Raw genomic sequence first — 21,664 nt, forward strand, 5'->3', positions numbered from 1 at the left:
AATAACTCGCGCCCAGACGGAAATGCGGGCAAGGGGGTTACCACAGCGCTTCGTGCGTGATGCCAAAGAGCTTTTCTATATCACCCATCTCACTGCACGTTTAGCCACGCTCGCAAGTCACCGCTGACATCTCATCCTCTTATAGGCGTCTGTAAATACCTCTTCGATGGGCCGCTGTGGGTCGGCTTTACGAATCCGCCTGGCTTCTTCAGAGAGCCTTACCAACTCGTCGCTTGGCTTGGCCCACTGTTCTTCGGGCAATGGTTTCGACCACTCCACCATCTCAGCCGGCAGTGTCTTTTTACCTGAGCGCCTAAGTAGCCACGTCTCGAGCTCGGCCAGATACCCTGGTAGCGTCCAGAAGGTGAGCAGGTGATAGAGATACCAACCCAGCGTGTAGAACCAGCCAACTTCACCGTTGCGGCGGCGTCGATGCAAACGGCGGCAGGCATTACGGATGGTATGCGCCCCCTCCCAAGGCGGATCACCTTCTTCTCGAATGGCAAGGGGGCTCTGAATCTCATCCAGGGAGTTGATTTCATACTCCATGTAACCCCGCAAGGCTTCCCACTCAGCCAAGGCCAGTGGTAATCCAGACGTCATAAACTCGGTTTTCACCCATTGGTCGGTGCCAGGCAGCACATAGCCGATCCCCATGCCGTACTGTTGTTGCACGCCATACTGCGTAGCACCACGAGTTTCAAAAACCCACACACGTAATGACTCCCAGGGTACAAACACGGGCGCTTCGTAGCCGTTACCGTCTTTACTTTCCGGAACAAAGCATACTGCGCGACGCTGACGATTAAAGCGCGCAGGGATCACCTTTTTGCGCTTCGTATAAACTTCAACAGTCGCCCATATCCCAAACGCAAATCCAATTAATATCGCAATAAAGCCGTTTCTAAAAGCTTCGTCTACGAAAGCACGGAAGACTCTTTCTGAGACAAATGGGTACAAAACCATCGGAAAAACAAAAGCGACTACAAGAAACGACCAAAAGCACAGAGCTATCACGAACTGATTACCAAACACTCCTGGCCACCCTGCTCCATAATCCAGCCAAGTATTGTTAATCTCACTGACCGCCCCTTCGTTTAGTGCTGGTTCTCCCGTGGGGAGGGGGTGAGGTGCTAGGAATATAATCTTTCCGGCTGATAGCCGCTCCACATTACCTGCTTGCTGCGGTTTGGTTGGGTCTGGCCCTGTAAGGTCTTTATGTTTTTTGGCCATAAAATCAGGTTTCTAACCCCTGCCGCCGGTAAGTCTCAGCAAATACTTCTTCGATGGGCCGCTGTGGATCGGCGTTACGAATCCGCCTGGCTTCTTCAGAGAGCCTTACCAACTCGGCGCTTGGCTTGGCCCACTGTTCTTCGGGCAGTGGTTTTGACCACTCCACCATTTCAGCAGGCAGTGTCTTTTTACCAGAGCGTCTAAGTAGCCATGTCTCAAACTCAGCCAGATACCCTGGCAGCGTCCAGAAGGTGAGCAGGTGGTAGAGATACCAACCCAGGGTGTAGAACCAGCCAACCTCCCCGTTGCGGCGGCGCCGATGCAGACGGCGGTGGGCATTACGGATGGTATGCGCCCCCTCCCAAGGCGGATCACCTTCTTCTCGAATGGCAAGGGGGCTCTGGACCTCATCCAAGGAGTTGATTTCATACTCCATATAACCGCGAAGCGCTTCCCACTCGGCCAGAGCCAACGGCAAAGCAGGGGTCATAAATTCGGTTTTTACCCATTTATCAGTACCCGGCAGCAAATAGCCTATTCCCATGCCGTACTGCTGTTGCACGCCATACTGGGTAGCGCCACGGGTCTCGAAAACCCATACCCGGAGTGATTCCCAAGGTACAAACACAGGGGCTTCGTAGCCATCACCATTTTTACTTTCCGGAACAAAGCATACTTGGCGACGTTGACGGTGAAAACGCGTTGGGATAACTTTTTTGCGTTTCGAGTGCACAGAAAGTACTCCCCAAAGCCCAAAAAACAGTCCAACAGCCGCCATATAGAGGCCATTTCTTATAAAACCATCAGAAAGAGCGTTAAACATTCTTTGAGACATAAACGGCGAAAGTAATAGCGGCGCAACAACAGCCATGAAAAGGAAAGACCAAAATGACAAGGCTATGATTAGTTGATTACCAAACACACCAGGCCACCCAGCTCCATAATCCAGCCAAGTATCGTTAAGCTCGCTGATTGCCCCTTCGTTTAGTGCCGGCTCACCAGTTGGAAGGGGGTGAGGTGCCAGAAATATAATTTTTCCAGCCGGTAAGCGCTCCACCTTACCCGCTTGCTGCGATTTGGTCGGTTCAGGCCCCGTGAGGCCTTTATGTTTCTTGGCCATTTTGGCTCCTGTTTACGGATTCATTACCATAGTGCTTGGATCAATAGCGTACCAGCCTCTTGGCTCAATCGGCGCGTTGACACTATCAGTTGGCTGGTAGTGTGATTCTGGCCCAGTACCCAGGGAGGGGTTCAGATAGACCACTTGGATATCATCGGCATTGGCTTGATATTGCCCGGCTTCATTCAAGCGTTCAAAACGTACGGCAACCGCATAATGCTCTGGGGTAAAGCGCCTTGGCCTCAAAGTGTAATGGTCAGTCAGCGTAAAGCGCGCGCCGGGCGTGAGCTCCGGAAAATCGCTTTCGGCGCTGTCTGTGGTGTTCTTGTCCCCTCAAGCAGAAAGAGGCGCTTCCTTGGCATAAACCTCGGCGAAGATGGCCGTAATTGGCCGGTTCGGCTGCCGAGCATGACGCTTTTTGACCTCGTTTGAGAGGCGCGTGAGTTCCTGGCTGGGCTTGGCCCATTGAGCTTCGGGCACGGGCTGCGACCATTCATCAAGACTGGCCGGGAGGCCCTGGCGCTCGGCCTTCTGGATAGTACGGATCTCCCATTCCGCCAAATAAAAAGGGATCGTCCAAAGGTCAATGATATGCCACAGGTACCACAGAGTAACCTTGAAAAGACCGATCTCACTCTCGCGGTAACGGCGGTGCAATCGGCGCCGGGCATTGTGGAACGTATGTACACCTTCATAGGGCGGGTCGCCAGGGCGATGCAAGCCGTGAGGATCTTGAATCTCTTCGCGGGTGTTGACCTCGTACTCCATAAAAGCCCGCACCGCTTCCCAAAGCCCCAATGCTAAGGGCATGCCGGGCTGTGATAATTCCAGGAAGTGCTGCTGCCCGGTTTCAGGCTCGATAAAGCCTATCCCCAGGCCATACTGGCGCTGTACACCGTATTGCGTTGCCCCCTGCGCTTGCGTCCCCAGGCCGCCACGTTTTCCCAGGGTACAATGATGGGTGGCTTGCCATCCCCCGGCGCGAAGGCGACCTCGCGGCGTTGGCGGTGAAAGCGTGTGGGCACAGCTTCCCGGAACTTATAGTGATAATGGGCTTTAATGAACAAGGCTAATATTAATATCAAGAAACAGATTACTGAAGCCTGAGCAAATACTTCATTAAAAAGCCCGGCAATACCTGCGTAAAAAAGCTCGATATCCTTTCCAATAAACCACATTAGCCCTCCCCCAAGCACTGGAATAAGAAAAACCAGCATCAAAAAGCCTATAAAGGGTATACCTAACGTGAACTGCCAAGTGAATGGCGTAGGAAGGCTTTCCCCGAAATCCAAGCAGATATCATTTAATTCTCCAATCGCCTGATTGAAATCTAGAGGAGCTGCTCCTGTAGGCAAGGGAGTAGGCGACAGGTAGATAACCTTACCACCTGAAAATGACTCAACATCTCCAGCCCGGTGGGGCTGGAGCATATCCGGGCGCGGCGTTGGGTTTTGTTTGGCCGACATGGAAGTGCCTTAATCAAATCAAAAGAAGAGGGTCGATGTGTTGCCACGGGGCTTGTTGACCGCGAATAGCAACATCCGATGGCGTGTAATCTCCGCTGCCCTGAGGGCGATACATAAATATGGTAATCGTTGGCCTGATAATGGCCATCGTGGCCCAGCACTTCCAGCCGTACGGCAAAAACATTATGGGTGGGCCGCGCCGATATCGAATTCAGTGACTCAGGCCGAGGCAGGGCAAACGCGAGTGGCGCTTTATCCGCAAGGGACAAGCTTTCCACGATCTTATCGGTAGCCTTCACCCATTATTCAGACTGATAATCTTGCCCCTGATTTTCCGGCTGCACTTGGTAGACACCGATGGAAAGACGCACCGGCGCCCTTCTGACAGACGGTGCCGCAAGGTCTCCAAGGCGAATTGGCAAAGAGAGTTTAAAATCAACTGACTCTGGCCCACTAACTTGCCGCCGCCACCAGCTGTCAGCCTCTTCAATAGTGATACCCATTTTGGGTGCTTGAGCAATCTCCTGTAACCGTGATTGATACGCTTCAAATGGACGATCACTGACTTTAGAAGCACCTTGGCTCCAGGGGGTAGAGAGCAGCCACCCGTCATGTCGGCTAATACTGTAATAATTAGCAAGCCAGCTACCGCCCAGGTTCTGCTGCCGTTTTCAGGTACGGCTCGCTTTTCGAGCGTTGATAAGCGTTATAAAGCCGCATACTTTCGCCTTTGGCGGCTTGGGCAGCATCATCGAGCGAATAGGCAGGCATAGCCACCGTTAGGGCAAGGGCGGCCATGAGGCAATGCAGCGTTCGGTAGAGACCATTAATCATTAAAAGCCAAACTTGGCGGGAAAATAAGAAAGTGGTGGCTGGTGATTGAGCCATTTAGTTTTCACTGCATCGGCTTCTTCTTGCTCTTGGTCAGTGAGCGGCTCTGAAAAACCATCCAGTAAAGACTTTGCCTCAGGCTTATTAATCTCTTCTACCATAGCCTCCAAAATCCCGACCCCTGCTGCCATATGAGGTTCATCAGGGCAAATAACATCGTATTCTGGTTCAATATAACACCAACCAATGGCAAATCTTGAAAGAGCCATTCCTGCATCTGATGCTCTTATCATCCAATCATAGGCTTCTTCTAAACGACCAAGGTGCACTAATGTAGCCGATAAATTATTCATTGAGGGGGCATAGCCCAGCTCGGCCGCACGACGAAACCAAGCCTCAGCCGCTTCCAGGCGCTCCGTATCGTTGACGTAACTACCGTAACTATCGTGTTCGCTGCGGATTCTTCGTCCCAACCAATCCTGCGCATACGTATTGTCTGCCTCGGCTGCTTCCAGCAGCCAGTGGTCGGCGACCTCCATATCGCCTAACTTGGCATAAATGGAGTAGAGCGCCACCATGGCATCGGTATCGCCTTCCTCGGCCTTGGGCAGGGCCGCATCGAGGGCCGCTTTGCGCCAGTCATCGCCCTCCTCGGGGCAAACACCACCCAGTTTGCAGGCGCCCCCTGAGTCGAGGCGCAGCATGGTATAGGGCTCGCCGTCTTGGGCGGCCTGGTAGTACCAGTCCATGGCTGCATTGGACAAGCCGCGGCTAAGCAGCCGGTTGGCTTCACCGAGGTAGTACATCGACTCGACATCGCCTGCTTCTGCAGCAATTTCCAGTGGCGGCTGCATCGTTTCCCACTGGTGGATGCCCCAGAGCCGCATGCCTTCGTCCTTGGCAGCCTGGGTGTCTTCATCGAGTGAGTAGACGGGTGCTGCCGCCGTGAGAACGACGGCGGCAGTGAGGCAGTATAAAGTGCGGTAAAGACAGCCAATCATTAAAAGCCAAATTTATCGGGGAAATTGGAGAGCGGTGCTAAATTTAACCACTCCTCTTTCATGGCCTCGCCTTCGTCACGCTCTTCAGGGGTGACATGCTGACGAAATATATACCAAGTAGTAGACGAGAAAGTATTGGGTACCTCCTCATCGATAGAGAGCGCAATGGCCCACCCTTTTGCTGGATCAGGAGAGGGGGCGCCATCACATAGCTTTCTTCCTTCAGTATTCGGCATAATATTGCAATCAGCTAACCACTGCCGGCCATTGATAAGCCCCCCATCAGAGGCTTTTTCCATCCATTCCCAGGCTTCATCGTAACGCTCCAGATTCGCCAATATCCCTGCCAGGTTGCTCATGGAAGGTGGGTAGCCCAGCTCGGCCGCCCGACGAAACCAAGCCTCAGCCGATTCCAAGCGCTCCGTATCGTTGGTGTAACTAGTGCCACTTTCACCATCGCGGATTCTTCTTCCCAACCAGTCTTGAGCATAGACGTTGTCTGCTTCGGCCGCTTCCAGCAGCCAGTGATTGGCGGCCTCACTGTCCTCTACGGCGTAGATGGAGTAGAGCGCCATCATGGCCTCCGAGTCGCCCTCTTCGGCCTTGGGCAGGGTCACCTCGAGGGCCGCGTCTCGCCAGTCATCGCCTTCCTCGGGGCAAACGCCGCCCAACTTGCAGGCGCCACCGGAGTCGAGACGCAGCATGGCATAGGGCTCGCCGTGCAGGGCGGCCTGGTAGTACCAGTCCATGGCATCATTCGTTAATCCCATATGCCGTAAGCGATACACCTCACCCAGGTAGTACATCGCCTCGACATCCCCCGCTTCTGCGGCCGTTTTCAGGTACGGCTCGCTTTTCGAGCGTTGATAAGCGTTATAAAGCCGCATGCCTTCGTCTTTGGCAGCCTGGGCAGCATCATCGAGCGAATAGGCAGGCATTGCCGCCGTCAGGGCAACGGCGGCGGTGAGGCAATATAGAGTGCGGTAAAGAAAGCCCCTCATTAAAAGCCAAACTTATCGGGAAAATAGGAAAGCGGTGCTAAATTCAACCACTCATCCTTCATGGCTTCGCCCTCTTCACGCTCTTCAGGAGAAACAATCTGGCGATATCTGTACCAATCGGTAGAAGAGTAAGTATTGGGCACTTCCTCGTTGATAGCCAAGGCAATGGCCCATCCTTCTGCTGGGTTAGGCAGCGGCGCGCTGTTACACAACTCCCTTCCTTCATTGTTGGGTACGATATTGCACGAAACTAACCACATGCGACCATTCATAAGCCCCGCGGTAATCTCCCCATTTATAACCGGGGCGATAAGTAGAGGCGTCTAGGCAGCCATGGCTACCTTTTGTTTCGGTGTCATTCCACCCAATGCCATATTCGGTCGTTCGTGGTTGTAAGTCCAAAGCCAGCGTGTGGCAAAGTCCTGAACCTCACTGATCGAGTTGAACAGGTAATGGCTCAGCCAGTCATAGCGTACCGTTCGGTTGTAACGTTCAACATAAGCATTCTGCTGCGGATTCCCCGGCTGGATGTATCGAAGTTCAATGCCTTCCTGCCTTGCCCAGGTAACGAGCTTACCGCTGATGTATTCCGGGCCGTTGTCACAGCGAATGGCTTTTGGCTTGCCGCGCCATTCGATCAACTGCGTGAGAGAGCGTATTACGCGCTCTGCCGACAGCGAGAAGTCTGCATCGATGATCAGACCTTCCCGGTTGTAGTCATCGAGCACGTTGAACAACCGATACGTTCGGCCATCTGCCAACTGGTCGTGCATGAAGTCCATAGACCAACAGCCGTTCAGAGCCTGCGGTACCGACAGGGGTTCCGGCTTTTTCCGCACCAGTCGCTTCCTGGGCTTGATCCGCAGGTTAAGCTCCAGTTCCCGGTAAATCCGGTAGATGCGCTTATGGTTCCAGCCGAAGCCCTTCACGTTACGCAGATACAGGTAACACAGCCCAAAACCCCAGTTACGCTGGTTATGGGTTAAACGCACCAGCCAGTCGGCAATCACCGCGTTCTCATGGCTCAGCTTTGCCCGGTAGCGATAACAGGTCTCACTGATACCAAAGGCCACACAGGCCAGCCGTACACTGCAGCGATCGGCATCAACTGCATTTATTGCCATCTCTCGGCGTTGAGATGGCTTTACCACTTTCCCTCAAGGGCCTCCTGGCGAAGCTCGGATTTCAAGCGCTCTTCGGCGTACATCTTCTTGAGCCGACGGTTTTCGTCTTCCAGGTCCTTGAGGCGCTTCATCATGGACGCGTCCATACCGCCATACTTCGAACGCCATTTATAAAACGTGGCACTGCTCATACCGTGCTCGCGGCAAAGTTCAGGAACCGGCACGCCGTTCTCGGCTTGCTTCAGAATCGCCATGATCTGGCTGTCGGTAAAACGTGATTTTCGCATGTGGAATCTCCTGTCTGTTCAGGTTACAAAATTCCACTTATCACCGCGGTTATTTTTCGGGGGGATTACCCCGCATCCGAGGCTTTTTCCATCCACTCCCACGCCTCATCGTAACGCTCCAGGTTCGCCAATATCCCTGCCAGGTTACTCATGGAAGGTGGGTAGCCCAGCTCCGCTGCCTGGCGGAACCAAACCTCAGCCGCTTCCCGGCGCTCCGTATCGTTGGTGTACCTGGTGCCACTTTCACCATCTCGAATTCTTCGCCCTAACCAGTCTTGAGCATAGACGTTGCCTGCTTCAGCCGCTTCCAGCAGCCAGTGATTGGCGGCCTCTCTGTCCTCTACGGCGTAGATGGAGTAGAGCGCCATCATGGCCTCCGGGTCGCCGTCTTCGGCCTTGGGCAGGGTCGCATCGAGGGCCGCGTCTCGCCAGTCATCGCCGTTTTCGGGGCAAACGCCGCCCAGTTTGCAGGCGCCCCCTGAGTCGAGGCGCAGCATGGCATAGGGCTCGCCGTGCTGGGCGGCCTGGTAATACCAGTCCAGTGCGGCCTGTGAAAGACCTCGGCTAAGCAGTCGATTCGCTTCGCCCAAATAATACATCGCTTCCGCATCGCCACTTTCGGCGGCAATTTCAAGTGGCGGCTGCATCCTTTCCCACTGGTGAATACCCCATAACCGCATTCCTTCCTCTTTGGCGGCTTGCGCTTGCTCGTCCAGGGCCCAAGCAGGCGGTAGCGTTAACGGCATTAAGAGCAAGCTGGCTAATGTCGCCAGAAGAACGGCGCGAGGCAGTAACATCATCATGGGCCAAACTTCTCGGGGAAATAAGAGAGCGGCGGTTCCAAGCCCAGCCAGTCGTCTTTCATGCGTTCGCCTTCGGCGCGTTGTTCGGGGGTGACGTGCTCTCTATAGATATCCAGGTCTTGATCTGAATAGCTTCCGGACACCTCTTCCTGAATTGCCAACAATATTGCCCACCCTTTTGCAGGATCTGGCTCTAATGCCGCCCGACATAAGTCCTTAAAGTCTCTGAGTGTGGGCACTATATTGCAGGCGGCTATCCATCGACGCCCATTGATATGTCCTGCGTCAGAGGATGCTTCTCGCCACTCTCTAGACTCCTCGTAATGTTCTAGATGACTCAAGACGACAGCCAAATTGTTCATGCCCGGCGCATACCCTGCCTCGGCTGCCCGGCGAAACCATACTTCCGCCGCTTCTAATTGCTCCATATTGAGCTCGAAAGAACCTCCTTCATCACGCGCCTTCTTACCCAGCGTGTTCATGGCCCAAGCATTGCCCGCCTCGGCCGCCCGGTGTAGCCACACAAGCGCCTCTTCTTCGTCGGGCTCTTCCACGTAGTAATAAATGTAATAAAGCGCCGCCATGGCATCCGAGTCCCCGGCTTCTGCCTTAGGCAACGTGAGCTCGAGTGCCTCCTGCGGCCAATCATCGCCATTTTCCGGGCAAACATCGCCCAGCTCGCAGCCCCCACCGTCAAACAAGCGCAGCATAGAGTAGGGGTCGCCGTGTTGGGCGGCCAGGTAATACCAGTCCAGCGCGGCCTGGTTCATGTTACCCATCACCAAGCGGCGGTTGAATTCACCCAAGTAGTACATCGCCTCTGCATCACCAGCTTCAGCCGCTTGCTCAAGGAATGGAATAGCTGAATCTACTTTTCTAATGCCATAAAGCCGCATCCCTTCATCTTTTGCTACTTGCACTTCGTCATCCAGGGCCCAGGCAGGCGACACGCTTAGAGAGACTAAAAGCAAGCTTGCTAGTGTCACGAGAAGACCGGGGCGAGGCAGTAACATCATCAGGGACCAAATTTCTCGGGGAAATAGGAGAGCGGCGGTTCCAGGCCCAGCCAATCGTCTTTCATACGCTCGCCTTCTTCGCATTGTTCAGGTGTGAGCATTTCTTTGTAATATTCAAGACTATCGTTGGAATAGGCTCCTGGCACTTCTTCATCAATAGCCAACATAATTGCCCAGCCGATAGCAGGATTCGGTGCTGGCGCTGGGTCACATAAATCGCGTCCTTCTTCTTCAGGTACTATATGGCATGAAGCTGTCCAGCGCCTACCATTTATGTGACCTGCTTCAGAAGCTTCTGTCATCCACTCCCAAGCTTCATCATTATGTCCTAAATTACTTAAAATTGCTGATAGATTGTTCATGGATGGCGCATATCCGAGTTCAGCTGCTCTGCGAAACCATACCTCCGCCGCTTCAAGCTGCGCAGTTTCACTTTCATAAGCATCCTCATCATCACGTGCGCGCTTGCCCAGCGTGTTCATAGCCCAGGCATTGCCCGCCTCGGCTGCGCGGTCCAGCCACTCGAGCGCCTCTTCTTCGTCGGGCTCTTCCACGTAGTAATAAATGTAATAAAGCGCCGCCATGGCCTCAGCGTCCCCGTCTTCGGCCTTGGGCAGCGTGAGCTCGAGCGCTTCCTGCGGCCAGTCATCGCCGTTTTCCGGACAAACGTCGCCCAGCTCGCAGGCGCCTCCGTCGAACAGGCGCAGCATGGCGTAGGGGTCGGCGTGTAGAGCGGCCTGGTGGTACCAGTCCAGTGCTGCCTGGGTTAGACCCATATGACGCAAGCGATCAACTTCTCCTAGATAATACATCGCCTCCGCATCACCCGCTTCTGCGGCTATTTCCAAATAGGGTGGGCTCTTTGAGCGTTGGTGTGCGTTGTAAAGCCTCATACCCTCTTCTTTGGCGGCTTGCACTTCGTCATCCAACGCCCACGCAGGTGGTAGTAGCGTTAACGGTATCAAAAGCAAGCAGGCTAGGGTTGCCAGAAGACCGGCGCGAGGGAGTAACATCATCAGGGGCCAAACTTCTCGGGGAAATAGGAAAGCGGCGGTTCCAGGCCCAGCCATTCTTCCTTCATACGCTCGCCTTCGGCGCGTTGTTCGGGGGTAAGGCTATCATGATACACCCGTAGTGCTCGCTCTGAGGAAGTACCCGGTACTTCCTCATTTCTGGCCAGCATAATCGCCCACCCTTTCGCAGGCTGTTTGTCTACCTGACACATTTCCCGCCCTTGTGCTTCAGGCTCGATATAGCAAGATGCTACCCATTGCCTACCATTAATATGGCCCGCCTCTGAGGCTTGAAGCATCCACTCCCAAGCTTCTTCATATCGCCCCAAATGGCTCAAAATGACGGCTAAATCATTCATCCCAGGCGCATACCCCGCTTCGGCCGCCCGGCGAAACCATACCTCCGCGGCCTCCAAACGCTCTGTATCGCTACTGTAAGCATCCTCATCGTTGCGTGCACGCTTGCCCAGCGAGTGCATGGCCCAGGCATTGCCCGCCTCGGCAGCGCGGTCCAGCCACTCGAGCGCCTCTTCTTCGTCGGGCTCTTCCACGTAGTAATAAATGTAATAAAGCGCCGCCATGGCCTCCGGGTCTCCGGCTTCCGCCTGGGGCAGCATGAGCTCGAGCGCTTCCTGCGGCCAGTCGTCGCCGTTTTCCGGGCAAACGTCGCCCAGCTCGCAGGCCCCACCGTCAAACAAGCGCAGCATGGCGTAGGGGTCGCCGTGTTGAGCGGCTTGGTAATACCAGTCAAGTGCGGCCTGTGAAAGACCTCGGCTAAGCAGTCGATTCGCTTCGCCCAAATAATACATCGCTTCCGCATCGCCACTTTCGGCGGCAATTTCAAGTGGCGGCTGCATCCTTTCCCACTGGTGAATACCCCATAACCGCATTCTTTCCTCTTTGGCGGCTTGCGCTTCGTCATCCAGGGCCCAAGCAGACAGCACGCTTAGCGGTACTAAAAGCAAGCTGGTCAGTGCAGCTAAAAGAGTTGATCGCATGACGTCATTCCTTGGTCGATTACTTTACTGAGTAGCACATACTTCGGTGGCTAAGCCTGCGGCATAGCGCCGGTATTCTTGTTTAGCAAATCTAACGTCTTCATCACTTGTGCCTGAAGTCCGTTCCATAAAAAATTCCAGGTCACGTTTACGGCGCTCGTAGGCATGTCTTGGGTCATCATGCCATGGCTGTCCGTCCTCGCTCATTCGTATAAGTGCCTTGGCGAATAAGTACTGTGAGGGAGTCGGGTCTTCCTGACTAAAACGACATAGTGAGCCGTAGACTCCGGTTGTTACCCCGTCCACGATCCACCCCAAACAGTTGGCAATGGCTATTTGCTGAAAGTCCAATGCCTGCTGGGAATTGAATGACTCTACGTTATCGCGGGTTCGGCCTCTTCCGGGAGTCTCAATTTCGAACGCTCGCGGTTCGCTGATTAGCAGATGTAGCAAAGCCCCCAGTGCCTCGGGCGTTAGTTGCTGAATCCAGTTACGCATCTGTTCTTGCCGCGGATCGTTGGTAATAACGTAGGCAATCGGCCCCGCATTCTGCCCGCCCGTCATGGCGTTGTAGAGCTGCTCGATACCGGCCTTGCCGCGGGCGGCGAGAAGCCCTACGTTCAACAACGTCGTGGCGGCGAGATAACCGAGAAAACCCAGGGTTTCGTAGGCTTCTTCGTCGACCCACTCGGGCTGGACGTAGTTGTTATCGACCATGGCGCGGTGAAGCATGGTGAGCCACAAATCAAGGCTATCTACATCCAGATCAATCGCCAGCGACCCGCCGACGCCTTTGCCAACGACCAGTCGAGCACTCATGACGAGCGTGAACTTACCGCCCTGCATACGTAAAAGAAAACCGGCCTTCGCCCCGATACCGATGGATACCTCGCCCCCCAACTTGGCATTGCCAAGGCTTCGCCATCCCGTGAGTGACCGGCTCGAGCCCTGCATGGCAAGTTCTGATAACGCGGCACGTGTCGGCAGCAGGCGCTGCAAGTTTTCCGGCGGCTCCCAGTGAAGGGCACAGCGCGTCTCTATGCCCAGCTTGGCACCCGCAAACGCATCGAACTCAGCGCCTTGGGCTTCGCGCTTGGCCCAGTCGACCCCAGTGATGCTTAGCCCATCCTTATCGAAATCAAACCCCAACTCGCTTGAGAGTACTGCGCTTGCCCCGGCAAAGCCTTTGGCTACCGCATCGAGTACAACGGTATAGCGCCCCAAGTCGCGCGTTTCATTACGTTCGGCCAGTTCGATACTGACCGACAAGGCTTGAGACTTTTGAGGTAGCACCAAACGCCCCAGAGGAAGTTCGCCTCGTGCCAGGCTGATCGTGCCTTTACTTTCCCACCCGTAAGAAAGCTTTGCAGCGGTCTTATCCTTGTCATTCAAGGACCACTCACCGGCCGTATCTCGTGCCAGTTCCAATTGATCATTGCGCGTGACGCTGGCACCTGATTTTTCCTCGAACGTCAGTTCACCATCAAAAAATGCCAGGCTGCCGGACTGCGCCTCGGCGTTCCAAGGGGCGTCACGCTCACCTTCTGACCGTTCCTCATTAAGGTCAAATTGCGTCATCCCGACCAATCGCAGCATTTGTGCTTGTGCACTGGCATCAAAAAGCCTCAACGATTCACGGCCAGGGCCGGTAAAGAGGATCTTCTGGAGAGCTTCTCCCCAGCGGATTTTGTTATCACCCGTTAACGACTCCACCTCATAATGGTGCTGTTCCAAATAGGAAAAGAGGTCATCCGGCTGGAAAAAACCCAGTGTGTCTTCGTGCCAACTGAGCTGATGCTCGATTCTCTCGCAGCCACGCGAAGCCAACCACTGAGTCAACGCCGTTTCAGGCGCTTCCCATAAGGTGGCGGGCAGTACGCCATCGGCACCAAGTGCTTGATCCAAACGTTCGCGTTCGGTTTCTGACATGAGAGGCGCCAGTTGCCATAAACTGATATGGCACAGCGATTTGTCGCCCAATGGTGAGCTGAACTCGCGAAGCGGAAATTCACGGCGTACGAGCCGCTCGATTTTACGCTTTTCGTATCCTAGCGAATGCCGGTCATCGTTCAGGTTCGTGTTCCATATCAGGACTCGTCCCGGCTTCATCTGCTTGACTGCTTCGCTGGCCGCTTCAAACAGCTCATCCAACTGATCATGAAGCCTTTCGTACTGCTGGCGTTCCTGCTCGAAAAGAAAAACAGGCAGTTGGGCGCGGCCTGCCGTTCCGGACTCCCATTCGCTTAGCTTTTGCTCTACCGACTCATTGAGCTCAGCGCTTTCTCTCAATAAGCGGCAATAGGTATCGAAGCCGTTTATGCCTCCCTCTACATTTGAACCACCACCGGAGGCACTGGAGAGTGCAAGCTCTGGCGTGGCAATGCCAAGTGCAGCGAGTTTTAAAATGCTTTCGAGATAATCGTGATACTTTTCTGTTTGCTGTTCACTCAGCTGTTGTACATAACCTACAAATTGGCAAGCCTGCGCGGCCTCGACGGGCGGATTGGATTCGCATAGCTCAATGAAGCGTTGATACTCTGCCAGGACATCCCTAAGCGAGAAGGGAGTCGCAGGTCCTTGGCTGCCTGGATTGAAGTGATATTGTCTCTGCGCCTGTTCACGGCATACACGATATGTTTCCAATGCCTGTGCGATCTCTTCTTCCCAAGGCCCGTAATACGCCTCGCCCTCCAGCGAGTAGCCCTGCTCTTCCGCTCTTTCTACGCCCTGCTGGTAGAGTGTGCGTAAATCGTTTTCAATTTCACTGACTTCACTTCCCGTAATATGGCCGACGATATGAAGCAACATACCGGGCGTGCTGACATCCCAGAGTAGGTCACGCAGGCCTTCCTCATGGGCGATCCGTTGCTGTACGGATGGCATGTCTTCAGATGTGATCGCGACCAGTCGATTGAAGCTCTCGATATAGCGCTGACGCTCGGAATCATTAAGAAAGCTTTCTGCGCGGCTGGGTAGCAGACACTCCATCAAGCCGGCCTCGTTCGTCAGAAGGTCAAGGCGCGCTTCCTTATCTTCTGTGCTGGTCCACTCGCGTAGGGTGTCAGAGGCTTCCATCAGCGCATCTGATACTTCCTCGGTCAAAAGCCAAAACGTTCGTGTACCCGGTATATAAATAATATCGGCCCAGCAATTCTCCTCACACACGTGAGAGGCATTCTCCCCCGGACTTTCCCCCTCCGAGGGCGGCGACTCGAATATATTGACCACGACAGTGTTTAGACGACGTTGCGACGATTGCGAGGCACTCATACAAGATGCTCCAGTTGCTGTACCTTTTTACGAGATGGCAGCGGCTTACCCAGTACCTCTTTTATGGGTGAACTCAGCACCTCGCTCTCGCTGATTATCATGGGAAAAAGCCGTTTCAGGTGATCGGAACGAGTGATTCCTGCCTCCATCAAGACCTTTATCTTGACCAACCAAACGGCTCGTAAACTACCCAGCGGGACATTCGCCATACGGCTCAACCACCAGGCCTGCTGACTCTCTTTCAACGCCACTTCCATCTCGCTGGTCAGTTGCCCTACATCAGATGCATCAGTGGTTCTAGCTTGTACTTGCCAGACAAGCCACTGGCCTTGGGGCGTAGGCGTTGCCACCTGTTGAAAGGGTCTCAACCAATGGTTGTAAACGCTGATAGGGGCACTGGCGAGTAGCGCCATCCACACGGCGGGCTGCTGCAAATTGATGAGTGACGTCCCACCGTGCGGATCGGCTAGTACGAACAGAGAACGTAAATGATCGGTGATGCTTTGAAGGGTTTGGCCAGATGAAGGCAGGCACATCCACCCCAAGCGCTTTTGGCAGAGCTTCTCGGCATAGTGCCAGGCATCACTCCCCACGCCAACTTCTACCAGCCAAGGGCTGGCTTCTAAAAGCGGTGAGAGTGAGGTACCTGCGAATAGCGTCATAAACTCCTGCCGCCCCTCGCGCCCGAGTATCGAGCGACACTGCTCCGGCGCGCGCCGCTGATCCAGCACCACGTAACCGCGTTGACCAACAGCCACTTCTGCAAGGCTATAGGCGGCCCTGGAGCGCTCGGCCATTTGCCTCAACCAGTCAGACATGGACAGTCCTCCCGGGTACACTGAGTATTATTGATTTTGCCGCACAGCGGCATGATGGCCGCGTCGCTGAGCTGGTAGTCTTTTAGCTTGGGCAACGAGGTTGCTGGGACAGCCTCGTGGGCCTCCGCCACCGCCCGCCCGGGCAATAGCGGGTCTTCCACAGCCTGCCCGGTCCCATTACCCGGGCTGCCCCCCGCATTCACCTTCACGGTCGGCCCGACGATGGTAATGCCACCGCCATCCAGCTTGATGAAGCTGCCGCCCGCGTTGAGGGTGATCTCGCTGCCCGCTTCCAGCACGACCTTGTGACCGGCCTTGATGTGGAGTTCGCGGCCGCTTTCGCTGAGCCAGGCCTGGCCGGCGTTGAGGTGCAGGCTGCCCTGTACGGTGAGGTGCTGATCGCCTTCGCCATGTTCGAAGCGGTCGCCGTGCACCGTGTGATGATCATTGTGATCGACCTCGCTGATACGGTCGTTTTTGACGTTCAGGAAGCTGTCGTTTTCGATCTCCTCGGTGCGGTCGTTGAGCGTTAAAAGCTCCAGGTCCTTCTGGGCGTGGACCCAGATCTGCTCTTCCCCCGCCTCGTCCTCGAAGCGCAGCTCGTTAAAGCCTTCGGCCTTGTGGCTTTGCGTGCGCAGCACCGTGCGGGTCTTGTTCGCCGGTAAATCGTAGGGCGGCTGGTTGACCGCGTGATAGGTGCGCCCGGTGACCAGCGGCTGGTCCGGGTCGCCTTCCAGAAACGAGACGATCACCTCGTGGCCGATGCGCGGCAGTGCAATGCTGCCGTAGCCGCCGCCGGCCCAGCCCTGGGAGACGCGCACCCAGCAACAGGCGGTGTCATCGGGTTCAGCGTAGCGGTCCCAGGGGAACTGGACCTTGACCCGGCCGTGCTCGTCGCAGTGAATCTCTTCGCCTTCCGGGCCGACCACGAAAGCCACCTGGGGGCCGTCGACGCTTGGCTTGGGATTGGGCGTGGCGCGCCAGGCGGCGTCGCCGGGCATCAGCGTGACCTGGTTGACGTAGCGGGTCATGCCGCCGGTGTCACGAAGGCCTGAAGCAAGTTCGGGCAGAGCACACTTTTTAGTGTCTGCCCTATTGTGCGCAATTGCCTTAGCGCAAACGAATGTTCTTCTGGTACTTATCTTCCTGAATTTTCTCTACCTCGGCTTCGCTCATATCTCGCCAGTAACGCGGGTTGCGACCTTTGCGCTGGTCAGCGGCTGCCGTGGTAGGGTCTTTGTGACGGTGTATTTCCAGAGCGGGGACATCTGGTAGCGGCTGGGAAATATCCATATAGCGTTGGATAAACTGCCATGCGGCCACCAACTCACCGGGCATATTGGTAGGCGGAAACTGAGCATCCAGTTTCTGACGAAGCCCCGTTTCAGGGTGGTAGAGCATCAGCGAATAAGTAGGGCTACCTTGGGTATCCGGCGCGCTTTCAAGATAGGCATCAAACTCGTAAAAAGGTGCCGACACCCGCTCCTCCCAGGCTTTTTTGGGGTTATACACCGTAAATAGGCCCGTTTGGCGATTAAGCTGCCAGAGAGGAGCCTTGCGCATATGGTATAAAAATCGGGGGAATTTTTTCTCAAGAAGCCGGCCCCCTTTCCAAACAACTAGCGATGCTAAAGTTGTATAAAAGAAGATAAAACCTACGGCCATTATCTGATTTAAAACATCATCCCAACCCCACCCCCCAAATAAAAATTTTAAAAAAAACACTAATAAAAAAAAACAGTACGATGCAGGAAAAAAAAACGCTCCTCCTTTACCAAAAGCCATACACACAACAAAAACTTGTGAAATAAAACTGAAATTTGGTGGCATGATGGATTCATGATTATAGATAACACGCATTACTTTAAAAAAGTTATCACCATTCTTGAAACGCCGAGCTTTCTCCTTCACCCAGTTCTCCGATGCTTTAGCGCTAGCGCCGTTATACTCGTCACTGGGGGCATTATCCTGCGTGCGTTTATACCATTTCCAAGGCGTCCCTATTATTTTCTCACGGTCGGTATTGTCATGCTCCCACTCTATGCGTTTTTTGGGGATATAAGCAGTTTCAGTATATACGTCATGGTCATCTATAGGATTAGACATATATCGACTCCGTTTTCCAATAATCTTTATTCAGAGACTCTCTATTAAATACATTATCCAAACCCCTCGGCATTTCATTCAATGGTTCAGGGGCCGGGTAGAACTCGTCAACCTCAAACGGCACATGCACGCTTTTACGAAACTGGACACTCACTTCCAGTCCATAACGTATAAAAGCAAGACCACTTAGATGATTCTCTGGAGTATGTATATAATAATTAAATTTATTAGCGGATAACTGAGTAAGCGCAGGAATAATATTTAAGGGGCGGGTATTACTCCCGAGATTCGCATCACTCACGTGAGATTCGAACAGGCCTATCACTACCACATCCTGCAATTCACTCCCCATGCCTGGTAAGGCGCTTTGCACCTCGATGACAGTGTTGACACTACTTGCTTGGAGCTGCCTCTGCCAAAGTTCACCCATTAAAATTGATGATGGAGTGGGTCTGTTATGGGTCACAGCTACATTAGCACGTAAAGCAGCTTGCTCTTGTGTGGTAAGGCGACGTGCGGTGATAGAAATATTGGCCAGCAAACTTTGAAGCCGATAGTAAGCCTCTTCAGGCTCCAGCAGCCAAGGCGCTGCCCCACGCTGCATGCCAAAGGGCTCGTTTTTGAGCCACTGCACAAAGGGGCCATCCGTTAATAGAGTGCCTATCACGGCACCACCTACCAGCAGAGCAAGCCCGACCCAGCCCACCGGGCTGGAAAAAGCAAGCACAGTAAGTACGGCGCCTACCGCGGCAAAACCAAACGCGATGGCGGCATCATTATCGCCACGTTGATTACGCTCAATTGCCTCCAGAAACGTTGTTACTGCGGCGAGCACACCAGTTCCTTTGGAAACCACTCTAGTCACTCGAACCAGTTTGGGGAAAAATCACGTTATCATATTAGTTTGACCATACTAACCTGAATCTATCGCCAAGCGCCCAAAATCCCTCTCGGCCGATCTCCGAGATACTAGCAGTATCCCCTGCTAGAGAAGCAGGAAAGGAGATTTTTAGCCAGTAGCCATATTGAGTCTAGGCGAATACCGGCGCTGGCCCTGCTTTTTCTAACACATTCTCCAAAATGCTGCAGTGGCTCCATGAAGTAGTTTTAAAAAACGGCACGGCCGGTAGGATAGGTTCGTATTGCATCGGCAGCCAAATCAGCATCATCACAAATGAAACTTCTCTTCTACCACATCAACACCCGGCAACCTGGATTTAAAGAATTTCAACACAGATTCTCTCTCACCCTCCTTGCAATAAATTTCATTAATTCCATTAGGGATCATTTTATTTTCATTAGGGTTGTACCAGGGGATATTCAAACCGATGATATCTCTCCCAGGATAAAGATAGATCTTATCGGTTTCTCGCCAATCGTATACAGTCGGTTCTTTATAACTATTCTTTGCCTGTTGCGACCCTGCTTGCAAAGCCATAAGCCCCATTCCCAAAGGACCGATACCTGCAATTATCAAGGCTGGCTCAAATAATGCCAGTACGCCCACTACAGGTAGCAAAATAATCGCGGACCACTTCAGGAATGCCTTGCCCGATACCTGCCGCGGTTCCCATGAATGCACTTCCACTATCGTTTCAGTAAAACGATAGACAAAGATGGTTGTATAGTGGGTAATACTTAGAGAAAGTGGTATGAAAACTAAAGGCATGATCATTGAGAAAGATAGCGAAATTAACAATGGAACTTCAGGGTGGGAAAACAAATAAGCCGCCCCCCCACCCATTCCAAGACTAACCAGTACCATTGCAATTAATTCTATGTTAGCTGTTGAAGTATCGTAGTTTCTTGCTTTTATCTGCCAACTCATTACCGCCACTTCATTCGTATACCTCCAGGGCATCTCAGCCATGAAGTCCTGCTTGGGCTGAATAAACCACATATAAGTATCCTTAATTTTCTGGTATTAGGGGAACCGTCAGGATAAAGCGGGCAGGCACGCTCATACCCCGGGCTTCCTCGCCATTGGGTTCGATCTCTTTTTTAATTGTGGAAGCGTCAAGTTTATAAAAGGTGAAACGTAAGCGCTCTTCGCCTAGTGAGAGCAGCGTTTCGGTGTACTCTACCATAAGAGTAAAAGATCCACTTTTTTCTTGCTCACTGGCCGGTATCCAGGCCTGCCAAACTCGTACATCGTTTGAATCATAGTCAGCATCGGCAGCCCTGAAAAAAGCATGAACAAGAAGCCAGATGTCAATGTATACCCCGCCGTTATCAAACCTTCCGGGCTTTCCCCCTGGCGAAGATCCATGGTGACGTCATCGTGGCGCACGTCGATATGCGCCACATCCACGGCATATTTACTATTCACCGGTAGCGGCAAGGGGCTTAAGCAGTATTGCTCGCCCCCGGCGCGGCTTTCCCGCTCCCCTGCGCGCATGGGGGGCACAGCAGAGCGAATATTCGTCTTGAGCATATTGAACTTATGCGGTGATACCCTGGCGTCGATAAGCGTCGGCGAACACCATTTCAATCGGCAAGGCCGGGTCTTGCTCGCGAATACGCTTGACCTCTTTGGACAATCTCACCAACTCATCGCTTGGTTTGGCCCACTGTTCTTCGCCAAGAGGTTGTGACCACCGTGTCATTTTGGTTGGCAGCACATTGGGCCGCGTTTTTATTAGCCGTTTGTTTTCTCTTTCGGTCAAATAACCCGGCAAGTTCCAGAGCTGAATGATGTCAATAAAATACCAGCAGCTCCAATACAACCAGCCGATTTCGCCCTCAGCTCGGCGCTGGTTAATACGACGGCGGGCATTGCGCAGGGTGTGTACGCCTTCCCAGGGGGGATCATTCTCGCCCCTGATAACGTTAGGGTCTTGTATATCAGCCAGTGAATTAACCTCGTATTCCATATAGGCACGGATCGCCTCCCAATGGCTGATGGCCAGAGGCTTTGCAAAGGTCATAAATTCAAGCTTTAGCCATTGGCCTGTCTCTGGGTGCGCGTAGCCAAATCCCATGCCGAACTGCTGCTGAACGCCGTACTGGGTAACGCCCCGGGCTTCTACCACCCACGCCATCAGGGATTCCCAAGGCACTATTACCGTTTTGCGTGTACCTTCTAATACAAAGCAAACTTCCCGACGTTGGCGATGAAAACGTACCGGAGGAGTATGCCGCAAACGGTTAAGAGCAATGCAGTGCCCTAGATACATCAGCAGAAAGCCAGCCCCTCCCCCCGCGACTCCTACCCAAAAACCAAATTTATAAGTACCCCACATAAAAGCAAATGGGGCATCAGCCATCATCAACCAAACTAGACTAGGCCCAAACAGAGCTGAAAAGAGAAAAAAACCAAACGTTACCCCAGTAAGCAGTTGCCAGCCAAAAACGTCGGAATACCCCCCGCCAACGTCCAGCCATACCTCATTAAGGCTACTAATCGAACCATTTAAATCCAGTGCCTGATGACCAGTGGGCAACGGTTTAGGGGAAAGATAGGTAATACGCCCCCCAGGGAGGGATTGGGTCTCTCCTGGCTGATGAGGCTGATGAGTATCTGGCTGTGGCAGCTCCGGTGCCTTTAAACTCATTGTTTATATCCTGATTTTCCGCC

General features: G+C 53.5%; 19 protein-coding genes and 1 pseudogene. All 20 read right to left on the reverse strand.

Annotation, left to right across the window (positions count from 1 at the left end):
- Positions 1 to 117 precede the first annotated feature (117 nt).
- Positions 118 to 1,035, reverse strand: coding sequence for a hypothetical protein (locus tag ACWHRL_RS14225; RefSeq protein ID WP_447894178.1), 918 nt, complete (start codon positions 1,033 to 1,035; stop codon positions 118 to 120).
- Positions 1,036 to 1,237: 202 nt separating this feature from the next.
- Complete coding sequence (locus tag ACWHRL_RS14230; RefSeq protein WP_447894179.1) at positions 1,238 to 2,353, reverse strand: hypothetical protein; 1,116 nt, start codon at positions 2,351 to 2,353, stop codon at positions 1,238 to 1,240.
- Between the two features lie 333 nt (positions 2,354 to 2,686).
- Complete coding sequence (locus ACWHRL_RS14235) at positions 2,687 to 3,121, reverse strand: hypothetical protein (RefSeq protein ID WP_447894169.1); 435 nt, start codon at positions 3,119 to 3,121, stop codon at positions 2,687 to 2,689.
- A 98-nt stretch (positions 3,122 to 3,219) separates the two neighbouring features.
- On the reverse strand, positions 3,220 to 3,819 hold the full coding sequence (locus tag ACWHRL_RS14240; protein ID WP_447894170.1) for a hypothetical protein: 600 nt from the start codon (positions 3,817 to 3,819) through the stop codon (positions 3,220 to 3,222).
- 833 nt (positions 3,820 to 4,652) lie between these two features.
- Positions 4,653 to 5,651 (reverse strand): tetratricopeptide repeat protein, encoded by a 999-nt coding sequence (locus ACWHRL_RS14245; RefSeq protein ID WP_447894180.1) that lies wholly within the window; start codon positions 5,649 to 5,651, stop codon positions 4,653 to 4,655.
- On the reverse strand, positions 5,651 to 6,589 hold the full coding sequence (locus ACWHRL_RS14250; protein ID WP_447894181.1) for a tetratricopeptide repeat protein: 939 nt from the start codon (positions 6,587 to 6,589) through the stop codon (positions 5,651 to 5,653). Before ACWHRL_RS14250 ends, ACWHRL_RS14245 begins: the two co-directional genes overlap by 1 nt.
- A 62-nt stretch (positions 6,590 to 6,651) precedes the next feature.
- Positions 6,652 to 6,912 carry a hypothetical protein gene (locus ACWHRL_RS14255; protein ID WP_447894182.1) on the reverse strand — a complete coding sequence of 87 codons (261 nt, stop codon included), beginning with the start codon at positions 6,910 to 6,912 and terminating at the stop codon, positions 6,652 to 6,654.
- Positions 6,913 to 6,975: 63 nt separating this feature from the next.
- Positions 6,976 to 8,063 (reverse strand): IS3 family transposase gene (locus ACWHRL_RS14260; protein ID WP_447894183.1). Its coding sequence is split into 2 segments (ribosomal slippage): positions 6,976 to 7,808 and positions 7,808 to 8,063, totalling 1,089 coding nucleotides; the frame shifts between segments, so codons are not numbered across the junction.
- Between the two features lie 65 nt (positions 8,064 to 8,128).
- The gene (locus tag ACWHRL_RS14265) at positions 8,129 to 8,743 is read right to left on the reverse strand and encodes a tetratricopeptide repeat protein (protein ID WP_447894184.1); all 615 of its coding nucleotides are present in this window, start codon (positions 8,741 to 8,743) and stop codon (positions 8,129 to 8,131) included.
- A gap of 119 nt (positions 8,744 to 8,862) precedes the next feature.
- On the reverse strand, positions 8,863 to 9,786 hold the full coding sequence (locus ACWHRL_RS14270) for a tetratricopeptide repeat protein (protein ID WP_447894185.1): 924 nt from the start codon (positions 9,784 to 9,786) through the stop codon (positions 8,863 to 8,865).
- A 95-nt stretch (positions 9,787 to 9,881) separates the two neighbouring features.
- Entirely contained in the window at positions 9,882 to 10,799 is a 918-nt protein-coding gene (locus ACWHRL_RS14275; RefSeq protein ID WP_447894186.1) for a tetratricopeptide repeat protein, read from the reverse strand.
- Positions 10,800 to 10,897: 98 nt separating this feature from the next.
- Positions 10,898 to 11,893, reverse strand: coding sequence for a tetratricopeptide repeat protein (locus tag ACWHRL_RS14280; protein WP_447894187.1), 996 nt, complete (start codon positions 11,891 to 11,893; stop codon positions 10,898 to 10,900).
- Between the two features lie 24 nt (positions 11,894 to 11,917).
- The gene (locus ACWHRL_RS14285; protein WP_447894188.1) at positions 11,918 to 15,163 is read right to left on the reverse strand and encodes a hypothetical protein; all 3,246 of its coding nucleotides are present in this window, start codon (positions 15,161 to 15,163) and stop codon (positions 11,918 to 11,920) included.
- Positions 15,160 to 15,981 (reverse strand): DUF4123 domain-containing protein, encoded by an 822-nt coding sequence (locus ACWHRL_RS14290; RefSeq protein WP_447894189.1) that lies wholly within the window; start codon positions 15,979 to 15,981, stop codon positions 15,160 to 15,162. The genes ACWHRL_RS14285 and ACWHRL_RS14290 overlap by 4 nt, the downstream gene beginning before the upstream one ends.
- Positions 15,966 to 17,024 (reverse strand): annotated as a pseudogene (locus ACWHRL_RS14295) (type VI secretion system Vgr family protein); the annotation flags it as partial. The gene ACWHRL_RS14290 and the pseudogene ACWHRL_RS14295, both read right to left, overlap by 16 nt.
- A gap of 67 nt (positions 17,025 to 17,091) precedes the next feature.
- Positions 17,092 to 18,087, reverse strand: coding sequence for a hypothetical protein (locus ACWHRL_RS14300; protein ID WP_447894190.1), 996 nt, complete (start codon positions 18,085 to 18,087; stop codon positions 17,092 to 17,094).
- Positions 18,080 to 18,922, reverse strand: coding sequence for a hypothetical protein (locus tag ACWHRL_RS14305; RefSeq protein WP_447894191.1), 843 nt, complete (start codon positions 18,920 to 18,922; stop codon positions 18,080 to 18,082). Before ACWHRL_RS14305 ends, ACWHRL_RS14300 begins: the two co-directional genes overlap by 8 nt.
- Positions 18,923 to 19,255: 333 nt before the next feature.
- Positions 19,256 to 19,987, reverse strand: a complete 732-nt coding sequence (locus ACWHRL_RS14310) for a hypothetical protein (RefSeq protein ID WP_447894192.1) — start codon at positions 19,985 to 19,987, stop codon at positions 19,256 to 19,258.
- A gap of 180 nt (positions 19,988 to 20,167) precedes the next feature.
- On the reverse strand, positions 20,168 to 20,521 hold the full coding sequence (locus ACWHRL_RS14315; protein ID WP_447894193.1) for a hypothetical protein: 354 nt from the start codon (positions 20,519 to 20,521) through the stop codon (positions 20,168 to 20,170).
- 7 nt (positions 20,522 to 20,528) lie between these two features.
- Positions 20,529 to 21,641 carry a hypothetical protein gene (locus ACWHRL_RS14320; protein ID WP_447894194.1) on the reverse strand — a complete coding sequence of 371 codons (1,113 nt, stop codon included), beginning with the start codon at positions 21,639 to 21,641 and terminating at the stop codon, positions 20,529 to 20,531.
- Between the last annotated feature and the right edge of the window lie 23 nt (positions 21,642 to 21,664).

Source organism: Vreelandella sp. GE22, from assembly GCF_968212445.1.

Bases quoted from the DNA above. Each gene is read 5' to 3' on its own strand.
- ACWHRL_RS14250 (WP_447894181.1), bottom strand. From the start codon at position 6,589: ATGCCTGCCTATTCGCTCGATGATGCTGCCCAGGCTGCCAAAGACGAA.
- ACWHRL_RS14310 (WP_447894192.1), bottom strand. From the start codon at position 19,987: ATGTGGTTTATTCAGCCCAAGCAGGACTTCATGGCTGAGATGCCCTGG.
- ACWHRL_RS14265 (WP_447894184.1), bottom strand. From the start codon at position 8,743: ATGCGGTTATGGGGTATTCACCAGTGGGAAAGGATGCAGCCGCCACTT.
- ACWHRL_RS14285 (WP_447894188.1), bottom strand. From the start codon at position 15,163: ATGAGTGCCTCGCAATCGTCGCAACGTCGTCTAAACACTGTCGTGGTC.
- ACWHRL_RS14230 (WP_447894179.1), bottom strand. From the start codon at position 2,353: ATGGCCAAGAAACATAAAGGCCTCACGGGGCCTGAACCGACCAAATCG.
- ACWHRL_RS14315 (WP_447894193.1), bottom strand. From the start codon at position 20,521: ATGCTCAAGACGAATATTCGCTCTGCTGTGCCCCCCATGCGCGCAGGG.
- ACWHRL_RS14300 (WP_447894190.1), bottom strand. From the start codon at position 18,087: ATGTCTAATCCTATAGATGACCATGACGTATATACTGAAACTGCTTAT.
- ACWHRL_RS14290 (WP_447894189.1), bottom strand. From the start codon at position 15,981: ATGTCTGACTGGTTGAGGCAAATGGCCGAGCGCTCCAGGGCCGCCTAT.
- ACWHRL_RS14245 (WP_447894180.1), bottom strand. From the start codon at position 5,651: ATGATTGGCTGTCTTTACCGCACTTTATACTGCCTCACTGCCGCCGTC.
- ACWHRL_RS14235 (WP_447894169.1), bottom strand. From the start codon at position 3,121: ATGGAGTACGAGGTCAACACCCGCGAAGAGATTCAAGATCCTCACGGC.
- ACWHRL_RS14255 (WP_447894182.1), bottom strand. From the start codon at position 6,912: ATGTGGTTAGTTTCGTGCAATATCGTACCCAACAATGAAGGAAGGGAG.
- ACWHRL_RS14280 (WP_447894187.1), bottom strand. From the start codon at position 11,893: ATGCGATCAACTCTTTTAGCTGCACTGACCAGCTTGCTTTTAGTACCG.
- ACWHRL_RS14240 (WP_447894170.1), bottom strand. From the start codon at position 3,819: ATGTCGGCCAAACAAAACCCAACGCCGCGCCCGGATATGCTCCAGCCC.
- ACWHRL_RS14320 (WP_447894194.1), bottom strand. From the start codon at position 21,641: ATGAGTTTAAAGGCACCGGAGCTGCCACAGCCAGATACTCATCAGCCT.